The organism is Marinactinospora rubrisoli (genome assembly GCF_042664915.1).
In the GTDB taxonomy this organism is placed as follows: domain Bacteria; phylum Actinomycetota; class Actinomycetes; order Streptosporangiales; family Streptosporangiaceae; genus Marinitenerispora; species Marinitenerispora rubrisoli.
This window is the reverse complement of sequence record NZ_JBHTBH010000003.1, coordinates 397,378-413,158: the sequence shown is the minus strand read 5'-3', so window position 1 is coordinate 413,158 and position 15,781 is coordinate 397,378. Positions and strand designations below refer to the sequence as shown.

Below are 15,781 nucleotides of genomic sequence, written 5' to 3'. Positions count from 1 at the left end.
GGCCGCGGACATGTGCGTACGGTGCGTCCGCGCGGGCGCGCGGTGATCAGGCGCTGCGCTCGACGGCGCGCAGGGAGCGGTCGGTGATCGACCGCGGCCCGCGGCCGAGGGCGACCAGCCCGGACTTCACCAGCTCCTTGATCCCGAACGGCTCCAGGTTGCGGATCAGCGCTTCGAGCTTCTCGGGCTTGCCGGTTGCCTCGATGACGACCACGTCCGGGCTGACGTCGACGACGTTGGCGCGGAACAGTTCGGCCGTCTCCAGCACGTGGGAGCGGCTGGCGGCGTCGGCCTTGACCTTGATCAGCAGCAGCTCCCGGCGCACGGAGGCGTCGGCGTCCATCTCGACGATCTTGATGACGTTCACCAGCTTGTTGAGCTGCTTGGTCACCTGCTCCAGGGGGTGGCGGTCGCAGTTGACCACGATCGTCATGCGGGACAGCCCCTCGTACTCGGTGGGACCCACCGTGAGGGAGTGGATGTTGAAGCCACGACGGGAGAACAGTCCGGACGCGCGGGCCAGCACCCCCGGCGTGTCCTCGACGAGGACGGACAGCGTGTGCAGACTCATCGGATCGTGGCCCTCTCCTGGTCCTCGTCGTCCCAGTCCGGCGCCATGTCGCGCGCGAACTGGATGTTGTCGTTGCTGATGCCGGGGCCGACCATGGGCCACACCATCGCGTCGTGGTTGACGGTGAAGTCGACGACGACCGGGGCGTCGTCGATGGCCATGGCCTTCTCGATGGTGGCGTCGACGTCCTCGACGCGCTCGCACCGAAGCCCGACACAACCGTACGCCTCGGCCAGCCGCACGAAGTCCGGGATCCGGACCTTGGCGCCGTCGGCCGGCGGCGCGGTCTGCAGATTGGTGTTGGAATAGCGGCCCTCGTAGAACAGGGTCTGCCACTGCCGGACCATGCCCAGGTTGCCGTTGTTGATGACGGCGACCTTGATCGGGATGCCCTCGATCGCGCAGGTCGCGAGCTCCTGGTTGGTCATCTGGAAGCAGCCGTCGCCGTCGATGGACCACACGGTCTGGTCGGGGCGCCCGACCTTGGCGCCGAGCGCGGCGGGGACCGAGAAGCCCATCGTGCCGGCGCCGCCGGAGTTGATGAAGCTGCCCGGCCGCTCGTAGTCGATGAACTGGGCGGCCCACATCTGGTGCTGCCCGACGCCGGGCACGTAGGCGGCCTCGGGGCCGACGATCTCACCGAGCCGCTTGATGACGTGCTGCGGGGCCAGCGAGCCGTCGGTGGGCTGTTCGTAGCCGAGCGGGTAGACGGTGCGCAGCCGGTCGAGCTGCGCCCACCAGCCCTCGTAGTCGCCCTGCCGGCCGGCCGCCTGGTCGGCGCGGACCGCCACGACGAGGTCGGCGATCACCTCACGGCAGTCGCCGACGATGGGGACGTCGGCGTGCCGGTTCTTGGAGATCTCGGCCGGGTCGATGTCGGCGTGCACGATCTTGGCGTCGCGCGCGAAGCTGTCCAGCCTCCCGGTGACCCGGTCGTCGAAGCGGGCGCCGAGCGCGACGATGAGGTCGGCGCGCTGCAGGGCGCCCACGGCGGCGACCGTGCCGTGCATGCCGGGCATGCCGAGGTGCTGGCGGTGGCTGTCGGGGAAGGCACCGCGGGCCATCAGGGTGGTGACGACTGGGAGCCCGGTCAGCTCGGCGAGCACCCGCAGCTCCTGCGCCGCGCCGGCCTTGAGCACTCCGCCGCCGACGTAGAGCACCGGGCGGCGCGCCTCGGCGATCAGCCGGGCGGCCTCGCGGACCTGCTTGCCGTGCGGTTTGGTGACCGGCCGGTACCCCGGCAGGTCGAGGCGCTGCGGCCACTGGAACTCGGTGTCGGTCTGCAGTGCGCTCTTGGAGATGTCGACGAGCACGGGGCCGGGCCGGCCGGTGGAGGCGATGTGGAACGCCTCCGCGACGGTCCGGGGGATGTCGGCCGCCTCGCGCACCAGGAAGTTGTGCTTGGTGATCGGCAGGCTGATGCCGCAGATGTCCGCCTCCTGGAAGGCGTCCGTGCCGATCAGGGGGGCGGCGACCTGGCCGGTGATCGCGACCATCGGCACCGAGTCCATGTAGGCGTCGGCGAGCGGGGTGACGAGGTTGGTGGCCCCGGGCCCGCTGGTGGCCATGCAGACACCGGGACGGCCGGTGGCGTAGGCGTACCCCTCCGCCGCGTGGCCGGCGCCCTGCTCGTGCCGCATGAGGATGTGGCGCACCCCGGCCGAGTCGTAGAGCGGGTCGTAGGCGGGGAGGATGGCCCCGCCCGGAATCCCGAACACCACGTCGACGCCGACATGCTCCAGCGACCTGATGAGCGATTGGGCTCCGGTCATCTGCTCGGTCATCACAAGATCCTTCGGAGAGGGCTCAGGTTTCACGTGCTCTGGCAACAAAAAACCCCTCACCGGCACCAAGGCGGTTGAGGGGAGCGCGCAGCGTCAGCTTGGTCAGCTCGCGGCGCGCCGACCAAGTACGAGAATTAGCGAGTTGCTCTGCACGTTCCCAACGATGGCCGAGCCGGAGCTTCCCCGTCAACTGGAACCCGATTTTGTCTCAACATACGAGATACTAGGACCACCATGCGATTTCCCGCAGGTTGCGGCGGCCCGCACCGGCGGATTCGGACCGGCCAGGTCAGCCGGTGGGAGCACGCACGTCGTCGCCCACGAGCGCCTCCACGCCACTGGCGGCCATGGGCTTGGCCACCAGGAAGCCCTGCCCGTAGCCACAGCCCATGGCGCGCAGCCGCTCCAGCTGCTCGGGGCGCTCGATCCCCTCGGCGACGACCTGGACGCCGAGGTCCTGGCCGAGCCGGATGATCGTGTGGGTCAGCAGGGTCACCGTGCCGTCGGTGCCCAGGTCACGGATGAAGGACGGGTCGATCTTGATCTCGTCCACCCGCAGCTGCCGCAGGTGCGCCAGCGAGGCGTACCCCATGCCGAAGTCGTCGATCGCCAGCCGGACCCCCAGCTCGCGCAGCTCCGCGAGGCGCGCCACCGCCTCGCCCGGGTTCTCCAGCAGCACCTCCTCGTCGACCTCCATGGTGAGCACGTCGGCGGGCAGCCCGCTCTCGGCCAGGACGGTGGCGACGGTCTCGACGAAGCGCGGCGACAGCACCTGCTTCACCGAGAGGTTCACGGCCAGGCCGATGTCCCACTCGGCGGCCCGCCACTGCGCGACCCGGCCGCACGCCTCACGCAGGATCCACTCGCCCAGCGGCACGATGAGGCCGGACTCCTCGGCGGCGCCGATGAAGTCCTCCGGCGGGATCACGGTGTCGCCGCTGCGTCGGCGCACCAGCGCTTCCACTGCGGTGACCTGCGAACTCTCCAGGTCCACCACCGGCTGGTACTCCAGCACGAAGTCGCCGTCGGCGAGCGCCTGGCGCAGCTCGGTCTGCAGCTCCAGCCGGCGCACCACCGCGGCGTGCATGTGGGCGGCGTACACCTCCAGCCGGCCGCCGCCGCCCTCCTCCTTCGCGCGCGCCATGGCCATGTCGGCGTTGCGCAGCAGCTCGCCGCTCTCCATTCCGCGCTCGGCGAAGGCCACCCCGACGCTCGCGGTCAGCACCACCTCGCGCTCCGCCACCTGGAACGGCTCGCTGCCGATCACACGCGACAGCCGCTCGGCCAGGTCGACGACCTGCTGGGCCTGCACGTTCTCCTCGATCAGCACCGCGAACTCGTCGCCGCCCCACCGGGCCAGCGTGTGACCGGGGTCGGTGGTGGCGCGCAACCTGCGGGCGGCCTGGGCCAGCAGGTAGTCGCCGAAAGTGTGGCCGGCGGAGTCGTTCACCGCGGTGAAGCCGTCCAGGTCCAGGAAGATCGCCGCGACGTCCGCCCAAGGCCCATCCCCCTTGGCGTTGCGGGCCAGCACCTCGCGGGTGCGCTCCTCCAGGTAGGCGCGGTTCGGCAGACCGGTGATGCCGTCGTGGAAGGTCAGGTGGTTGACCTGCTCCTCCAGCGCCACCTGCGCGCTGACGTCCCGGGTGGTCACCAGCAGCCGGTCCGGCTCACCGGGGCGTTCGTACCGTGAGACGGTCGACTCGGTGTGCCGCCAGGTGCCGTCACCCGAGCGCACCCGCAGCCGCAGGCTGAAGCTCTCCGACGCGCCGCGCCGGAACGCCGACATCGCCGCCGTCACCCGGGGCAGGTCCTCGGGGTGCACGATGGCGGTGATCGGCTCGGCGTGCAGGTCCTCCAGCCGGTAGCCGAACGCGTCGGCCGCGCCGGGGCTGACGTGGAAGACGGCGCCGTCGTCGCCGAGGATCAGGATCACGTCACCGCTGTTGCGCGCCAGCTCGTCGAAGTGCCGCTCCCGGGTCTGCACCATGCGGGCCAGCGTGGCGTTCTCCTCCAGCAGCCCCGTGAGCCGCACGAGCAGCACCAGGACCGCCGACCCGGCGACCAGCGGCAGCACCGGCACCACACCGTCGGTCCGCAGCGCCGCCACGGTCAGCGTGACGGTGGCGACGGTGAGCGCCACCGCCGCGGCGATCTCCGGCGCGAACCGGTACAGCCCCCGGCCGGTGATCCGGCGCGGTGCCGCTGCGGTGGTGTCCCGGGTCAGCCAGGGCAGCCCCGCCAGGAGGGCGAAGCCGAGCAGCCGGACGGGGTGCTCGATGCCGCCGGCCAGCGGCTCGCCGGTGAGGCGGGTGATCGTGCTGATGAGGTCGGCCCCGCAGATGATGACGAAGGCGCCCATCGCGAGCACGACGGCCCGCCGGGTGCTGTGCGGCGAGGTGAGCACCAGCGGCGTCAGCAGGCAGAGCACCACGATGTCGGCGACCGGGTAGAGCAGGGCGAAGCCCACGAAGTCGGCGTTGGTCCCCATCTCGTTGTACAGCGGAGCGAACAGCACCAGCCACATGACCGTGAACACCGCGGCGGCGCAGACGTAGCTGTCGCTGAAGTGCCGGATCGCCGGGCGTGCGCCCCGGGGCAGCGGCGCGAACCGGGTGAAACCGACGGCGTACAGCGGCAGGGCGACGAGCGACAACAGGTCCCCGAAGGTGAGCGACAGCGCGGCGCTCGTGCTGAACAGACCGGTCACCCCGTAGGTGACGGCACCGGCGGACCACGCCAGAGCGGCGAATCCGAGGTAGCGCAGCGCGGCGACGCCGTCGGTCCCGTCGGCCGCCGCCTCGCCGTCGGCCCCACTCGCGGCCCGGGCGCGGGCCGAGAACAGCAGGGAGGCCGCGGCCACCGCGGACGCCGCCGCCATGGGCCACGTGCCCATGGCGGCGGTGATGGACAGGCCGTCACCGGAGTCGACCATGGTGCCCAGTGCGTAGGCCAGCGTGACCAGCAGAATGCCGCCCAGCCAGAGCCGGGAGTCGCTCTTCATCGACGCGTCCGGAGTGCAACGAGGGCGGCGGAGGCCGCCGAGTCGGCCGTGATCATGGGCACCCTTCCAGTCAATGGCGCTCTGGCCCTGCGGGCTCCTCGGGTCGGCCGGGGAATCGTCTCAAGTGCTCGCGATGGTCTACGGCGGGCACGCACCGCCTCCCGAGGTCGGGAGGCCGGACCGGGCGGTACGGACCGCGGCTCGGAACCGGCGCCGGGCTCCCCTGCCCCGGCCGGGCGCCCTCCTTCACCGCCGCGGCCGGTCGCGTCGACCGAGATCACTCTCGGTGCCGCGTCCGGGTCGCGCCACCGGTCCACGGCGCGGCCCCGGCGGGACGACCTGTTCGCCCGCTCACACGCCGTGGGAGACCACGTCCCACGGCCGGCACCGGTGCTCGTCTGGGCGACCAGGCTATTTGCTCAAGGTCACGGCGAGATTGAGGAGAAGCGGAGACCCGGCGACAAGACGGTCACGGATCGTGACCGGCCCTCGTGAGGCGGCGGAGGCACCGGCCCTCGCCCGTCCCGCGCGGCGCCCGCCGTTCGTACTCCTGGTCGCGCTCACCGTCTCGCTTCCCTTCACCGCCGACGCGGTCGGCCCACGGCGTTCGGCATCAGCGGCTCCGGACACTCGACGGCTCGCCGCTCCGCGCTCCTGGTCGCGCTCACCGTCTCGCTTCCCTCCACCGCCGACGCGGTCGGCCCACGGCGTTCAGCATCAGCGGCTCCGGACACTCGACGGCTCGCCACCGAGTGCTTCCGGTCACGCTCGCCACCTCGCTCCCTCCACCGACAACGCGCACCGGCCTACGGCAACCGGCATCGACGCCTCCGTTCACTCGGTGACTCGCCGCTCCGCGCTTCCGATCGCACTCACCGTCTCGCTTCCCTCCACCGCCGACGCGGTCGGCCCACGGCGTTCAGCATCAGCGGCTCCGGACACTCGACGGCTCGCCACCGAGTGCTTCCGGTCACGCTCGCCACCTCGCTCCCTCCGCCGACAACGCGCACCGGCCTACGGCAACCGGCATCGACGCCTTCGGAGGGCTCAGCGGCTCGCCGCTTCGTCAGTTTCCCGCTCCGAGGCGGTCCAGGATCAGCTGCCGGGCGCGCCCGGCGTCGGCCTGGCCTCTGGTGGCCTTCATCACGGCGCCGACCAGGGCCCCGGCGGCGGCCACCTTGCCGCCCCGGACCTTCTCGGCGATGTCGGGGTTGGCGGCGATGGCCTCGTCCACCGCCGTGCCGAGCGCGGATTCGTCGCTGACCACCGCGAGCCCGCGTGCCTCGACCACCTCGTCGGGGTCGCCCTCACCGGCCAGGACGCCGTCGATCACCTGGCGGGCCAGCTTGTTCGTGAGCGACCCTTCGGCCACCAGCGCGACGACCCTGGCGACCTGCGCCGGGGTGATCGGCAGCGCGGCGAGCTCGACTTCGCGCTCGGTGGCGCGGCGGGACAGCTCGTTCAGCCACCACTTGCGGGCGTCGCCGGACGGCGCGCCGGCCTCCACGGTCGCGGCGACCAGGTCGATGGCGTCGGCGTTGACGAGGTCACGCAGTTCCTCGTCCGACAGGTTCCACTCGGCCCGGATCCGGCGGCGCTTGGCCGCGGGCAGCTCGGGCAGCGCGGCGCGCAGTTCCTCGACCCACTCGGCGCTCGGCGCGACCGGCACCAGGTCGGGGTCGGGGAAGTACCGGTAGTCCTGCGCCTCCTCCTTGCTGCGTCCGGCGACCGTCGTCCCGCTGTTCTCCTGGAAGTGCCGGGTCTCCTGCACCACCCGGCCGCCGCCGTCGAGCACGCCGGCGTGCCGCTGGATCTCGTGGCGCACGGCACGCTCCACCGAGCGCAGCGAGTTGACGTTCTTGGTCTCGCTGCGGATGCCCCACTCGGTGCCGCCGCGCGGCATCAGCGAGACGTTGACGTCGCAGCGCAGCGACCCCTCCTCCATGCGCACGTCGGAGATACCGAGCGCCCGCACGAGGTCGCGCAGCTCGCTGACGTAGGCGCGCGCCACGAGGGGCGCGAGGTCGCCGGTGTGCTCGATGGGCTTGGTGACGATCTCCAGCAGCGGGATGCCGGCGCGGTTGTAGTCCACGATGGAGTACTCGGCACCGTGGATGCGGCCGGTGGCGCCGCCCACGTGCGAGGTCTTGCCGGTGTCCTCCTCCATGTGCACGCGCTCGATCTCGATCCGGAATTCGCGCGGCCCGTCGGGCGTGTCGACGGTGACGTCGAGGTGGCCGTCGGTGCACAGCGGCTCGTCGTACTGCGAGATCTGGTAGTTCTTCGGCATGTCCGGATAGAAGTAGTTCTTCCGGGCGAACCGGCACCAGGAGGCGATGGAGCAGTTCAGCGCGAGTCCGAGCCGGATCGCGCTCTCGACGGCGGTGCCGTTGACCACCGGGAGCGAACCGGGCAGCGCGAGGCAGACCGGGCAGACCTGGGTGTTGGGCTCCGCTCCGAACGCCGTGGAGCAGGAGCAGAACATCTTCGACCGCGTCCCCAGCTCGACGTGCGTCTCCAGGCCGAGCACGGGCTCGTACCTCGCCAAGGCGTCGTCGTAATCCACCAGCACCGAACCGCCGCCCGTGGCGGGGCCACTCGTCACCGCGCTACCCATCGCCGTACTACCCGTTTCCGTGTTCCCGCGTCCCCGTCCCGCGCTGCCCGGCCGGAGGGGACGACCCTGTCGGTCCATGCCGCCCACCGCTCGGCAGCCAGATTGGGGCGGGCTTGTGGTCCCGAGCCTACCGATGATGCACGGGCGCCGACGACGACTCCGCGCCAGGTGAGCGCGGTACGCCACCGGGGTCCGCCGCTCCGCCCCGGACGGTGGCGTGCCGGGAAGGATCCGGGAATCGCGACCGGCAGGTCACAGGACGCACACGATTGCGCGCTCCGCGACCACAGCGCCACGGTCCGCGCGCGGCCGGGGCTACGCTGTGCTCGCGTTCACCCTCCCCGTGCTCGACCGCCCGCGGACCGTCCCGGGCGCCGGCCTCGCTCACCGTTCTGGGGGCCGCCTTGACCGGCATCTACGCGCTCGCGCGGCGCGGCTGCGCCCTGCTCGTGGCCGTCCTCGTCCTCGTCTGGGCCGGCTGGTGCGCCACGCCGACGGGCGCCGAGGCCGACTCCATCGCCCGCGTCGACCGCAACGGCACGCCCGGAGAGACGGTGCGACTCTCCGGGGAGGGCGCGCCGGCGGCCACCACCCGGCTGTTCAACCTCCGGGTGGGCGACACGGCGGGACTGCCCGCCTACTGCGTGGACCTGTCCACGGCGGTGGACCACCGCGCGGCCTATGCCGAGGTTGACTGGGCCGACCTGCCCGCCGACCGCCCGTTCGCCGACGATCCCGGGCGGGTGCGCTGGATCGTGGCGCACTCCTATCCCAGCGTCGGCCTGGAGGCGCTGCGCGCGGTCACCGGGATCGACTCGCTGAGCGAGGCGCAGGCCATCGCCGGCACCCAGGCCGCCATCTGGCACTTCAGCAACGGGGTGGAGCTGCGGAGCGGCGGCGTGGGCCGCCACAATTCCGCCGAGGTCGAGGCTCTGTACGAGCACCTCGTCTCGGGAGCGGCCCGCGCCGCTCCGGCTCCGGAACCGCCGCCCGCGCTGGCGCTGCAGCCCGACGTGGTCCGTGGGGAGGCCACCGGCCCGCTGGGGCCGTTCACGGTCCGCACCACGTCGGAGGAGCCGGTACGGCTCACGGTGAACGGCGTGCGCGCGGCGACGCTGGTGGACCACGACGGCGATCCGGTCAGCAGCGCGGTGGACGGCACCGAGGTGCTGCTCCGGCTGGAGCCCGGGACGCCGGAGGGGAGCGCGAAGGTGTACGCGAGCGCGGACGCGGCCGTGGTCTCGGCCGGCCGGCTGTTCGTCGGCCGCGACGGCGTGCAGACCCAGCCACTCGTCGCCGCCGCTCCGGCCACCGTGTCGGCCATGGTGTCGGCGACCGCCACCTGGACAGCCGCGTCACCCGCCCCGGTGGACCCCAGGCCCGGCACCGCGCCCCCGGCCGACCCGGCACCGCCGGCGGAGCCGTCGCCCTCACCGAGCCCGGCCGGGCCGCCGGATGGGACGGTGCGGCCGGAGCCGACGGTGAGCCCCCTGGTCATCGCGGAGGACAAGCGGCCGGAACCGGACCTGGCGTTCACCGGCACCTGGCTGGGCACGATCCTGCTGCTCGGCGCGGCGTCGCTGGTCGCCGGCGCGGTGGTGATGGTGCTCGGCTACCGGAAACGGCGGTAGCGGGCGGCGCCGTTCCCGGGCACGGCCGGTTCCGGCCGCCGACGGTCGCGCCACGCCGCTCCAGCCGGGTCGGGCCAGGGCCGGCCGCACCTCGCGGCACCACTCGGACCTGCGGGCGGAGAATCGCACCGAGAAATTCGCTTCGGGCGGTCATCCACGGCGGCGGTTCAGGCGTCTACGATTCGGCGGTCTGTCGACCGAGCCGCCGCCGGAACACTCGGTGATCAATTACGGGCGTCCGAACTCCTGATTCGTGGGATTTCGTGCGATTTTCGCGAATCTTGTTGGAAGCCCGGAATCCGGTCGCTAGTATCTGGCGGTGCGGTGGTCGGCACCTCGCCGGCGCGGAGAGACGCGCCTCGTATGACCGGCATCTGAGTTCACGAGCCTCGCTCGATATCCCGTGATCGACCACCGCGTCATGATTCCGGCAGTCGGCCAGGTCATCCAACGTTCGACCGTATCCCGCTCGTTGGTCGTCCGTGACCGCACCGGTGGATCGACGTTTCCACCGGATCCCCTAACTCCAACCGGGACACAACTTGATCCACGAAACACTCCCCCATTCCCCCCGTCGGGGTCGCCGGGTCGTCACCGGCCTCGCGGCGGCCGCCACCGCCACCTTCCTGGCCTTCGGCGCCTCCGCCGGCCCCGCCTTCGCGGACACCCCGCTGAACGGCGGCGCCAAGGGCAGCTACGTCGGCAACGGCCAGGGCGGCGAGCAGGTCACCACCAGCGAGGGCCGCTTCCGCACCAACCTGTTCAGGCTGCGGCTTGAGGACGGCACCGAGCTGCTGACCTACTGCATCGACGTCAAGACCGGCATCCGCAACGGCGCGAACTACGTCGAGGACGCCTGGGAGACCTACCCCGGCCAGGGCCAGTTCGCCGAGCCGGCCAGGGTGCACTGGATCCTGCAGAACTCCTACCCGACGCTGGACGAGGCCGCGCTGGGCGAGGCCGCCGGCATCCAGGGCCTGACCGCCGAGCAGGCCGTGGCCGGTACCCAGGCCGCCATCTGGCACTTCAGCAACGAGATCGACCTGCAGGGGAACAACAACCCCAACGTCCAGGCGCTGTACGACTACCTGGTCGAGAACGCGCAGGAACTCCCGCAGACCGCGGAGCCCGACGCCTCGCTGAGCATCACTCCGGAGAGCGCCGAGGGGCGTGCCGGTGAGACCATCGGCGAGTTCACCGTCAGCACCAGCGCCGAGTCGCTGCCGCTGAGCCTGGAGGGCCCCGAGGGCGTGCAGCTGGTCGACCTGGAGACCGGCGAGCCGGTCGAGGCGGTCGGCAACGGCGACAGCTTCGGCGTGCAGGTTCCGGCCGACGCCGCGCCGGGTGAGGCCAGCGTGTCCGGGTCCGTGACCGCCGAGGTGCACACCGGCCGGCTGTTCCGGGGCGCCCCCGGCGAGGACGCCACCCAGACGCTGATCACCGCCGAGGGCGACGAGGCCGAGATCAACGCCGGCGTCCGCGTCAGCTGGACCGAGGGCGTTCCGGAAGAGAGCCCCAGCCCCAGCCCGTCGGAGACCCCGAGCCCGAGCCCGTCGGCGCCGGAGTCCCCCGCTCCGAGCCCGACTCCGAGCACTCCTGACGAGCAGACTCCGCCGACCACGCCTCCGTCCCCGGGCGGCGGTCTCCCGGTCACCGGTGCCGCGCTGGGCGGCCTGATCGCGGTGGCCGCGGTCGCCATCGGCGGTGGCGGTGCGGCGATGTACCTGGCCCGCAAGCGCAAGAGCGGCCAGCCGGACGACGCCGCGCAGTAACGAGCGGTGAACCGAGCTGACCGGACGAGCCTCCGGCAGCAGTGAGCGCCCGTCGCCGCGACCCTCGTGGCGGCGGGCGCTCCGTCGTTCCGGGAGTCCGCGCCGAAGCGGCGTGCGGCGCGCATGGGACGGGCGGCACGACGACGGCCCGGCCGGACGGGGAGATCCCGTCCGGCCGGGCCGTACGTACGCCGCCGCCGGGCTTCCGGCGGTGCCGCGGCCTTAGGCCACCGCGTAGGGGCTGCGCGCCAGCAGGTCGCCGCCCCACCGGTCGCGCAGTGCGCCCTCCAGGGCCGCGCCGACCCGGTAGGTGCGGTCGTCCGCGAGCACCGGCGCCATGATCTGCAGCCCGACCGGCAGGCCGTCCTCCGGCGCCAGCCCGCACGGGACCGACAGGGCGGCGTTGCCCGCCAGGTTGGCCGGGATGGTGCACAGGTCGGCGAGGTACATCGCCATCGGGTCGTCCACGCGCTCCCCGAGCGGGAACGCGGTGGTCGGCGTGGTCGGGGAGACCAGCACGTCGACGTGCTCGAACGCCGCGTCGAAGTCGCGCTTGATCAGGGTGCGAACCGACTGCGCCGAGCCGTAGTAGGCGTCGTAGTAGCCGCTGGACAGCGCGTAGGTGCCCAGGATGATGCGCCGCTTGACCTCGGGGCCGAATCCTTCGGCCCGGGTGAGCGCCATGACCTCCTCGGCGCTGCGGGTGCCGTCGTCGCCGGAACGCAGCCCGTACCGCATGGCGTCGAACCGCGCCAGGTTGGACGAGCACTCGCTCGGCGCGATCAGGTAGTAGGCCGCCAGCGCGGTGCGGAAGCTCGGGCAGGAGACCTCGACGACTTTGGCCCCCAGCGACTCCAGGACCTCTACCGCCTCGGTGAACCGCTGGAGCACGCCGGGCTGGTAGCCCTCGCCGGCGAACTCCCGGACGATACCGATGCGCAGCCCGTCGACGTCGCCGTGCCGGGCGGCCTCCACCACCGGCGGCACCGGGGCGTCGATCGAGGTGGAGTCGCGGGGGTCGTGGCCGGAGAACGCCTCGTGCAGCAGCGCGGCGTCCAGGACGTTGCGCGCGAACGGCCCCGGAGTGTCCAGGGAGGAGGCGAACGCGATCAGCCCGTACCGCGACGAGCCGCCGTAGGTGGGCTTGGCGCCGACCAGCCCGCACACGGCCGCGGGCTGCCGGATGGAGCCGCCGGTGTCCGTCCCGGTGGCCAGCGGCGCCTCGAAGGCGGCGACCGCGGCGGAGGACCCGCCCGAGGACCCGCCCGGGATGCGCGAGACGTCCCACGGGTTGGCGGTCGGGCCGAAGGCGGAGTTCTCCGTGGAGGAACCCATGGCGAACTCGTCCATGTTCGTCTTGCCGAGGATGACCAGGCCCGCTGCGCGCAGCCGCTCGGTCACCGTGGCGTCGTAGGGCGGCCGCCAGCCCTCCAGGATCCGGGACGCCGCCGTGGTGGGCATGTCGCGGGTGGTGAACACGTCCTTGTGCGCGATGGGCACGCCCGCCAGCGGTCCGAGTTCGGCCCCCTCGGCACGCCGCGCGTCGACCGCGCGGGCCTGTTCGAGGGCGGCCTCGGCGTCCACGTGCAGGAACGCGTGGATGTCGCCGTCGACCTCGGTGATGCGGTCGAGATAGCTCCGGGTGGCCTCGACCGCGCTGGTCTCGCCGTCACGGATGGCGGCACCGAGTTCGGCCGCGGTCAGCCGGATGAGTTCGCCGCTCAACACCGGCTCCCCTCTGCTCGCACGCCTGACCTCACTCTTCCTCCCCCAGGATCTGCGGCACGCGGAACCGGCCGTCCTCCACCGCCGGCGCGCCGGCCAGCGCCTGGTCCGGGGTGAGGCACGGGCGGACCTCGTCGGGGCGGTACACGTTGGTCAGCGGCAGGGCGTGCGAGGTCGGCGGGATGTCGCCCTTGGCGACCTCCTGCACCTCGGCCACAGCGGAGATGATGACATCCAGCTGGGCGGCGAGCCGGTCGAGCTCGTCCTCGTGCAGCGCCAGCCGCGACAGCCGGGCGAGGTGAGCGACCTCGTCGCGGGTGATGGCGGACATGAATGGAACCGTTTCTTCGGCGGATTCGGACAGGTCAATCCTATGGCCGCAACGGACGGCGCTCGCCGCGAAGCGGCGAGACACCGGGCCGGGGGCCGATCCGCGTGACCGGCGGGGCGGGCGAGGCCACGGGCGCGGCCGGGAGCACCGCCGGGCCGGGCGCGCTCCCACACGGCGCCGGCCCGGCGGCCCGTCAGCCGTGCGACCCGGTGGGTTCCTGGGAGGGCAACGCCAGCTTGCCGTGCTCCAGCAGCCAGCTCGTGGCCGCGGCCGCTTCCATGGGCGGTGCGAAGTACCGGCCCTGCGCCGCGGCGCAGCCGAGCGCCGCCATGGCGTCGGCGACGTGTTCGGTCTCCACCCCTTCGGCGACCGCCCGCATGCCGAGGGTGCCGACGAGGTCGATGGCCGATCCGACGATGAGCCGGCCGTCGGGAGTGTCGGCGACCTGGCGCACGAACGACTCGTCGATCTTGATCTCCTCGACCGGCAGGCCGTTGAGCCGGGCGAGCGTGTAGTAGCCGGTGCCGAAGTCGTCCAGGGTGAGCGCGACTCCGAGATCGGCCAGCGCGAGGATGGTCGGCGTGATGGCGTCGGCCTCGGACACCATGACCCGCTCGCTGATCTCCAGCCGCAGCGCCTCGGCCCGCACCCCGTGCCGGCGCAACCCGGCGGCGACGATGTCGGGGAGGGTCGGGTCGAGCAGCTCGCGCGCCGACAGGTTGACGGCGACCGGCAGCCGGATGCCCTCCGCCCACCAGCGGGCGATCTGCGGCAGCGTCTGCTCGATCACCTCGTGGGTGAAGCTGCGCATCAGGTAGGACTGCTGCACCAGCGGCACGAACTCCTCGGGCGGCAGCACCCCCCGCTGCGGGTGCCGCCAGCGCACCAGGGCCTCCAGCCCCACCGCGCTGTGGTCGGCCAGGCTGACCTTGGGCTGGTAGAACATCTCCAGCTCGTTCTCCACGAGGGCGCGGCGCAGCTCGCTGAACAGGCTGAGCCGCGCGGTGGAGTTGCGGTCCTTGTGCGGCGCGTACAGTTCGACGCCGGTGCGGTGCTCCTTCGCCACGTACATGGCGACGTCGGCGCGCTGCAGCAGGAGTTCGAAGTCGGGCGCGTGGTTGGGGAACAGCGCGATGCCGACGCTGGCCTCCAGGTCGAAGTCCATGCCGTCCAGCCGCATGGGCTCGGCGAGCGCGACCCGCAGCCGTGCGGCGACCTCGCGCGCGGACCCGGCGTCGCGGATCTGCGGCAGCAGCACCGCGAACTCGTCGCCGCCGAGCCGGGCGACCAGGTCGCCGGGGCGCACGCTGTGGGTCAGCCGGTGCGCGACGGTCTGCAGCAGCCGGTCGCCCGTGGGGTGCCCCAGCGTGTCGTTGACCTCCTTGAACCGGTCGAGGTCGAGCAGCAGCAGTCCGACGCGCTGCTTGCGCTGCTGGGCCTCGCTCAGCGCCTCCTGGGTGCGCAGGATCAGCAGCTTGCGGTTGGCCAGCCCGGTGAGCTCGTCGTGGTTGGCCTGGTACTCGCGCTTCATCGAGAGCGTGGCGCTGCTGTACAGGGCGGCGAGCGGGAAGAAGAACAGCGGCACCAGCCAGACGGAGTGGGTCATGGCGACCACGACCAGCGGGCCGAGGCTGAGCAGCACGCCGGCCACGAACAGCCGCTGGCCGAGGTCCTTGGTGAGCATCACGGCCAGCGAGGTGCGCTCGTGCATCGCGACCGCGCACTCCACGAGCACCAGGTTGGTGACGAAGTAGGCGGCGCCGGCCAGCGCCACCACCAGCAGTTGCGCGCCGTCGGGCACCCAGGGGGCCGGCGCGGCGTGCGGGCCGAGCAGCCGCAGGACGGAGTCGGCCACCCCGAAGCTCAGCGTGTACTGGGCCACGTTGAAGGCGGTGCGGTGGGGTGCGTGGCCGCGCGCGACTCCGGCTATGACGGTGGCGAGGGCCTGCGTGACACCGGCGAGCGGCAGGCCGTAGGCGATGACCAGGGCGAACGAGAAGGGTAGCGACGTGGGCGTGCCTTCGCCGCTCGGGGTGTTCGGGGTGCCGATGGGGCGCAACTCGCCGATGACCACCATGCACAGGACGACCCACACCAGCGGCTGCGCCGCCATCTGCTGGAGCCCGGGCAGGTCGACCCAGAAGAGCGACACACCGAGGAGAACGCAGCCGGCCACGGTGGTACTGGCGAGGTACAGCCACAGTGGCGTCCCGACCCGGGGGCCGACGTCCCGGGTGTTGTTGGGATCTTTCATAACGTCCTCGGGGTCTTCCACGGAGCGTCGGCGGCGAGCCGGAAGAACTGTGCGGCTGTCGGCGCTCCTCACGAAATCTGTCTCAACCGTCGCGG

9 protein-coding genes are annotated in these 15,781 nt (G+C 72.4%); 2 read left to right on the top strand and 7 right to left on the bottom strand.

Annotated elements, in window-relative coordinates:
• Positions 1-46: 46 nt before the first annotated feature.
• The 4 genes from ilvN to gatB all read right to left on the bottom strand — a co-directional run bounded on the left by ilvN (position 47) and on the right by gatB (position 7,973).
• Positions 47-571, bottom strand: a complete 525-nt coding sequence (ilvN, locus tag ACFQRF_RS08585) for an acetolactate synthase small subunit (RefSeq protein WP_379870277.1) — start codon at positions 569-571, stop codon at positions 47-49.
• The gene (locus ACFQRF_RS08580; RefSeq protein WP_379870276.1) at positions 568-2,388 is read right to left on the bottom strand and encodes an acetolactate synthase large subunit; all 1,821 of its coding nucleotides are present in this window, start codon (positions 2,386-2,388) and stop codon (positions 568-570) included. Before ACFQRF_RS08580 ends, ilvN begins: the two co-directional genes overlap by 4 nt.
• 256 nt (positions 2,389-2,644) lie before the next feature.
• Positions 2,645-5,356, bottom strand: a complete 2,712-nt coding sequence (locus ACFQRF_RS08575) for a putative bifunctional diguanylate cyclase/phosphodiesterase (protein WP_379870274.1) — start codon at positions 5,354-5,356, stop codon at positions 2,645-2,647.
• Positions 5,357-6,422: 1,066 nt separating this feature from the next.
• Positions 6,423-7,973 (bottom strand): Asp-tRNA(Asn)/Glu-tRNA(Gln) amidotransferase subunit GatB, encoded by a 1,551-nt coding sequence (gatB, locus tag ACFQRF_RS08570; RefSeq protein ID WP_379870273.1) that lies wholly within the window; start codon positions 7,971-7,973, stop codon positions 6,423-6,425.
• Between the two features lie 404 nt (positions 7,974-8,377).
• Between gatB and ACFQRF_RS08565 the strand changes: the two genes are divergently transcribed.
• Both ACFQRF_RS08565 and ACFQRF_RS08560 read left to right on the top strand, forming a co-directional pair.
• On the top strand, positions 8,378-9,604 hold the full coding sequence (locus ACFQRF_RS08565) for a thioester domain-containing protein (RefSeq protein ID WP_379870271.1): 1,227 nt from the start codon (positions 8,378-8,380) through the stop codon (positions 9,602-9,604).
• Positions 9,605-10,146: 542 nt separating this feature from the next.
• A complete protein-coding gene (locus ACFQRF_RS08560; protein WP_379870270.1) occupies positions 10,147-11,376 on the top strand; it encodes a thioester domain-containing protein in 1,230 nt (409 codons plus the stop codon).
• Positions 11,377-11,598: 222 nt separating this feature from the next.
• On the opposite strand, the gene gatA is transcribed toward ACFQRF_RS08560, so the two are convergent.
• From gatA to ACFQRF_RS08545, 3 genes are all read right to left on the bottom strand, one after another.
• Positions 11,599-13,101: an Asp-tRNA(Asn)/Glu-tRNA(Gln) amidotransferase subunit GatA gene (gene gatA, locus ACFQRF_RS08555; protein ID WP_379870268.1), complete on the bottom strand. Its 1,503-nt coding sequence runs from the start codon at positions 13,099-13,101 to the stop codon at positions 11,599-11,601.
• 31 nt (positions 13,102-13,132) lie between these two features.
• Positions 13,133-13,432, bottom strand: coding sequence for an Asp-tRNA(Asn)/Glu-tRNA(Gln) amidotransferase subunit GatC (gene gatC / locus ACFQRF_RS08550; RefSeq protein WP_379870267.1), 300 nt, complete (start codon positions 13,430-13,432; stop codon positions 13,133-13,135).
• 193 nt (positions 13,433-13,625) lie between these two features.
• Positions 13,626-15,686 (bottom strand): putative bifunctional diguanylate cyclase/phosphodiesterase, encoded by a 2,061-nt coding sequence (locus tag ACFQRF_RS08545; protein ID WP_379870265.1) that lies wholly within the window; start codon positions 15,684-15,686, stop codon positions 13,626-13,628.
• Positions 15,687-15,781: the final 95 nt, after the last annotated feature.